The following is a 5,026-nucleotide window of genomic DNA, read 5'->3' on the forward strand; positions in this document are numbered from 1 at the left end:
GTTGTCGGTTTTCCTTTAGTTTCAGTGATTAAGGCGGTAAAATTCAGCTAGGTCTGCATGGTAGCAAACGTGTTATGCAGGCGTTGTGCGTACTGAGCCCGAAATTTTTTTCACGGTTCATCAATGGAAGCGAGACTTTTGTAAACGCTATTTAGTCATCGAAACTCATTTTCTTTGTTGCCTTTTAGTATTCGTATTATCAGGTTCGGCAATTAAGCATTGTCGGTCTAAGTTCAAGCGTTTCAGAGGCATTTTTACGCTTCAATGGTTCTTTGTTGTTGCCTCATTTTAGCCTGCATTCGTGTTTTACTCGCAGCATTTTCAATCCCAATGGTGATTAGGATATTTGGTTTATAAGCTAAAAACTTGCTGAAACCAAGTCGTTCAAATGGTGTGAAAAATATATCTGTTTTCCATGCACTTCATCTCGCAATTTAAGGATATTTTGTTCGCTTAATCGGCATCGGTAAATTAGAATCAGGGCTTAGAGAATGCTGGCCAGGCAGTTCTTTACCAAGCTAGCCAAGCCGAAAGAGAGTCCGCACAACAATCGCATCAACACGATTTATTACACTCGGCATTCTGGGTTTGCCTTTAGTTTTGTGATTAAGGCGGTTAAATTCAGGTTGGTTTGCATGGTAATAAACGTGTTATGCAAGCGTTAGGCCCATATGTGGTAGAGGTTGAAATGAGCGAAATAAAAGATTTTATATATCTGGACACAAATAAAGTTAGTTCATTGTATAGCCAGATTTCAGGTGGATTAGTGCAATCAATAGAATCTACTCAAAGTAATAGCGAGGATAGTAAAAATCTTCGAAATTACAGTTTTAAAGTGTTTAAGCATGAAGCTGGTGGAACAGAAACTGAGTCAAATCAACTTAAAGAAACTAGAGTTAGTCATCATGAAGTCTATAATGAATTAGAAACTGAATTATTTAAGCATGGTTATGCTGCAGAGTTAGGTGTTGATATATCTAAAGATGAAATAGAATCAGGTGAAGCTATAAATTCATTTGAGAATGTATTATGCATTAAAGCTGAGGGGCATGTTGTATTTGAAGATTATCAGCGATTAACAAGAATTGCTGCTAATTATGAAGCAATTACTGGATTCATTAATAAAAGTATTACATCCAATATAAAAGATACGCCAGAATATATTGAGATTTATAATCAACTTGAAGAGTCACGCCTTGAAATTAAGGCAATGAAAAATGGTAGTCAGAAAACACAGAAGAAAAAACAATTAGAAATTGTTGAATCACAATTAGAAGAACTAACCACAACACGTAAAGTAGGTGCAGTTGAGCCATGGATAATTGATGGATTAAAAACATGGGTTAATGTATTTTTACCTGATATCTTTAATGTAAGGCTTTATCCATTTTCAGATATGGAAAATTTCCATATCATGAGCAATGTTAAACGTGAGTTTTTCTTGGAACAAGACATTGAGTCTGTTCATTTTCTTTATGGTTCAGTGCCAACAATAAAAGTATCATTATTAGGTGTAATTACAGCTATTCCTAAAAAAGATAGTATAACATTTGAGCCATTAAAAGAGTTTGATACTGAAACTATTGACGAAGAAGGTAATGAAGCTTTATCTGTTGAAAATGGTTTTCGTGGTGTGTTCCGTGGTTTTGATGGTTTAGAGGCAATGGTTCGAACGTGTAGATACCCAAGAATTATGGTTCAACCTATAGCGATATATCGTTCAATTTTACCTAATCCAAAATTTCAACGAAAGGCCTAACAATTGCATCAACACGATTTACTACACTCGGCAATCTCAGTTTGCCGAGTGTTTCTCGTTTTAAGGCGTCAATTTTAAATATAATTGCATAGTAGTAAACGTGTTATGCAGGCGTTATATTGCCGGCGAAAAGGAAAGGTATGAAGGGCAAAATTATAAAATGGGTTGATGACCGTGGTTTTGGATTTATTCAGAGTCATAATGCTGCTGGTGAGATTTTTGCTCATATATCTCAGTTTAAAAAAGGCTACCGTCGGCCAAAAGTAGGCGATGAAGTTGAATTTCAACTTGAGTATAAAGATGATAAAACAAACGCTAAACTGATTTCTTTAGTTGGTGTTCAACCATCTAAATCAAGAAGCTCTTTCGTAACAAAAATTTTGGTGTTGGCTGTTATCACAATCGGCATACTTGGTTATCAATTTTTCTCAGAAAGTAACGTCTCTAAAAATGATTCAGCTCCTTTATTTGATACAACTCCAGCGTATGAAAATATGGGTTTTAGCTGTGATGGTAAAACTTATTGCAGTGAAATGAAGTCATGTGACGAAGCTAAGTTCTACATTGCTAACTGTCCAAATACAAAAATGGATGGTAATGGCGATGGTGTACCTTGTGAGAGTCAACACTGTAATTTTTAGTAGGCAATATAACAAATGCATCAACACGATTTGCTACATTCGGCATTCTAGATTTCTTTGGGTTTACCGCATTAAGTGGTAAATTTGAGCTTAATCTGCATAGTAACAAACGTGTTATGCAGGCGTTATATTTCCAAGATGTTAACGGTTAACCGTAACAAAAGGTAATTATAGGTTTGTTTTTTTAATTTTAACATATAGAATTACCCCCAATGATTTATCACCACAGCTATGAGGGTTATTACTATGAGTTCATTAGTCAGTCAAATATCCTCAATTTATTTCAATTATCTTCCTCAGGTTCAAGCTGTAGCAATATATCTCCCCAATAAATAGTATTTTAAAAAGATAACTCAAGATATCAGGATTACTTTGAGTGCATTATCTTAATTTTACTCATTAAATTTTCTATTTGTTGATGGAGGACTTATGTCCTTTTTTATTATTTCTCAGATATTGGTAGGTTTAGCTGCTTTATTCGATATCGCATCATTTCAATTTACAAATCGTAAGACACTTTTATTAGCACTAAGTATTTCAGCGTTATTAATTGCTGCCCATTTTGCCTTACTAGAAGAGTGGACCGCTGCATGCTTACTTGTGATTGGTGCATCTCGTTACTTTGCAGGGATCTTTATATCGGATCCAAGAATGAAATGGTTGTTTTATTTTGTGACAGTATTAGGCACTATTTTAACGTTCAATGGCATCACTAGTGTACTAAGTTGTATTGCTTCGTTATTTCATACTAAAGCCTCATTCATGCATAACGATAAACTTATGCGCTGGCTAATGGTTTTTGGGACAGTAGTTTGGGGAGCTCATGACATCATTGTTGGCTCGCCAGTGGCAGTGTTAATAGACATTTTATTTATAATAAGTAGTGCTATTGGTTATTATCGTATTTATATAAAGAGCACAGTGCTGATAGGGCAATAATCAAGTAGATTTAGAAATATAACAAATGCATCAACACGATTTGCTACACTCGGCATCGTAGATTTCTTTTGGTTTACCGTGTTAAGTGGTAAATTTAGGCTTAATCTGCATGGTAGCAAACGTGTTATGCAGGCGTTACACGAACTCTAAGATCGAAGTTTTTTGGCTCAGTTCAGCGATTGAGCCATTAGTTTTTTAGCCGTGAAAGTAGGGTGGATTTCCTTTTTCTTTGTTGCCTTTTAATATTCGTTTTATCAGGTTCGGCAATTGACCATTATTGCCAAAAGTTCATGGATTTCAGAAACCAATTAACGCTTCAATTGTTCATGGTTTGCCTCATTTCAGTTTGCATTAGTGTTTTGCTCACAGCAATTTCAATCCCAATTGTTGTTGGGATATTTGGTTTATCAGCTCAAAACAGGCTGAAACCAAATCGTACAAATGGTGTAAGAAAAAGGGATTGTTTCGTTTCACAGTTATTGTCGTTGAAATGATATTTTGCTCGCTTAATTGAGCTAGCCTAATTAAACTCAGTTTACAGTAAATCTCGGTAAATCAATTCTTTACCAAGTTAATAGAAGCGTTGACAAAGATCGTGTAACAAATGCATCAACACGATTTGCTACACTCGGCGTTGTCAGTTTGCCTTTAGTTTCAGTGATTAGGGCGTTAAAATTCAGCTAGGTCTGTATAGTAGCAAACGTGTTATGCAGGCGTTACATGCTAAAGTTGTCTCTTTTGAGATACGGTGCTATAGTTTAACCAGATTTGATAATTAGAGGTTGCTATGCCAGAGATAGATGCATTGCTTGGGCTTTCATTTTGTTTGTATTTTTTCGACAACAAGCAGCATAAATTGCCTCATATTCATGTCAAATATGGTAGCTATGAGCTAATCATAGCAATTGAAACAGGAGAGTGCTTAGAGGGTTATTTACCAAATAAGCAACGAAAACGAGCAGAAGCTCACATTGAAAGCAATCGAGTAAAATTGATGGCAATGTGGAAACAAGCAGTTGCTGGTATTAATCCGGGTAAATTATAGGTGACGTATGTTGAAAGTAATTGATGTTGATTTGGTAGCTGATTTTACACTTGAGCTTACTTTTAGTGACGGTTATACAGGTGAAGCTAACTTAGCTGAGTATTTCCAAAAAGAGGCATTTAGCCATGTGACTAATTTTCAAAAGTTTGCATTAACTGCTGATGGCTCTCTTGATTGGAGTGGTGTTGAATTATCGGCGGCAACGTTAAAAGAAATCACGGTTGGTAGTTATACTGAATCTGATTTAACGCCTTTTGACGTTAAAGAAATGGAAATGGTAATAAAGCAGGCTTCATGGGATTCAATGCAAGAAGGTCGAGCTGACATTTTGCAAGCGGCCATTCGTTCTTATGTTGAACAATTTGGCCACAGTGTTGTAATTGAGCGTGCAGGAATAAAAAGTAGAACGAGTGCTTATCGTTCATTAAAACCTGAAACGACACCAAGTTTTGGTACTTTAGTTCAATTAGGTCATGCAGTTATTGAATTGGCTAAAGATAGAGTCTCTGCTCATTCTTTGAGTCGCATGTAACAATTGCATCAACACGATTTACTACACTCGGCAATCTCAGTTTGCCGAGTGTTTCTCGTTTTAAGGCGTCAATATTAAGTATAATTGCATAGTAGTAAACGTGTTATGCA

The 5,026-nt window shown here is 35.8% G+C and carries 4 protein-coding genes and 1 pseudogene; all 5 read left to right on the plus strand.

Features of this window, described 5'->3' with window-relative positions; translation table 11 throughout:
* The first annotated feature begins 688 nt into the window (after positions 1-688).
* The 5 genes and pseudogenes from PVK63_RS19770 (at position 689) to dhiA (ending at position 4,916) form a co-directional block, all read left to right on the plus strand.
* A complete protein-coding gene (locus PVK63_RS19770) occupies positions 689-1,759 on the plus strand; it encodes a DUF6414 family protein (protein WP_274440975.1) in 1,071 nt (356 codons plus the stop codon).
* 140 nt (positions 1,760-1,899) lie between these two features.
* The gene (locus PVK63_RS19775; protein WP_065596726.1) at positions 1,900-2,400 is read left to right on the plus strand and encodes a cold shock domain-containing protein; all 501 of its coding nucleotides are present in this window, start codon (positions 1,900-1,902) and stop codon (positions 2,398-2,400) included.
* A gap of 429 nt (positions 2,401-2,829) precedes the next feature.
* Positions 2,830-3,339: a YgjV family protein gene (locus PVK63_RS19780; RefSeq protein WP_130088417.1), complete on the plus strand. Its 510-nt coding sequence runs from the start codon at positions 2,830-2,832 to the stop codon at positions 3,337-3,339.
* A gap of 787 nt (positions 3,340-4,126) precedes the next feature.
* Positions 4,127-4,398 (plus strand): annotated as a pseudogene (dhiT, locus tag PVK63_RS19785) (type II toxin-antitoxin system toxin DhiT).
* Positions 4,392-4,916, plus strand: coding sequence for a type II toxin-antitoxin system antitoxin DhiA (dhiA, locus tag PVK63_RS19790; RefSeq protein WP_065624889.1), 525 nt, complete (start codon positions 4,392-4,394; stop codon positions 4,914-4,916). The pseudogene dhiT and the gene dhiA overlap by 7 nt, the downstream one beginning before the upstream one ends.
* Positions 4,917-5,026 lie beyond the last annotated feature (110 nt).

The organism is Aliivibrio sp. S2TY2 (assembly GCF_028765525.1).
GTDB lineage: Bacteria > Pseudomonadota > Gammaproteobacteria > Enterobacterales > Vibrionaceae > Aliivibrio > Aliivibrio finisterrensis_A.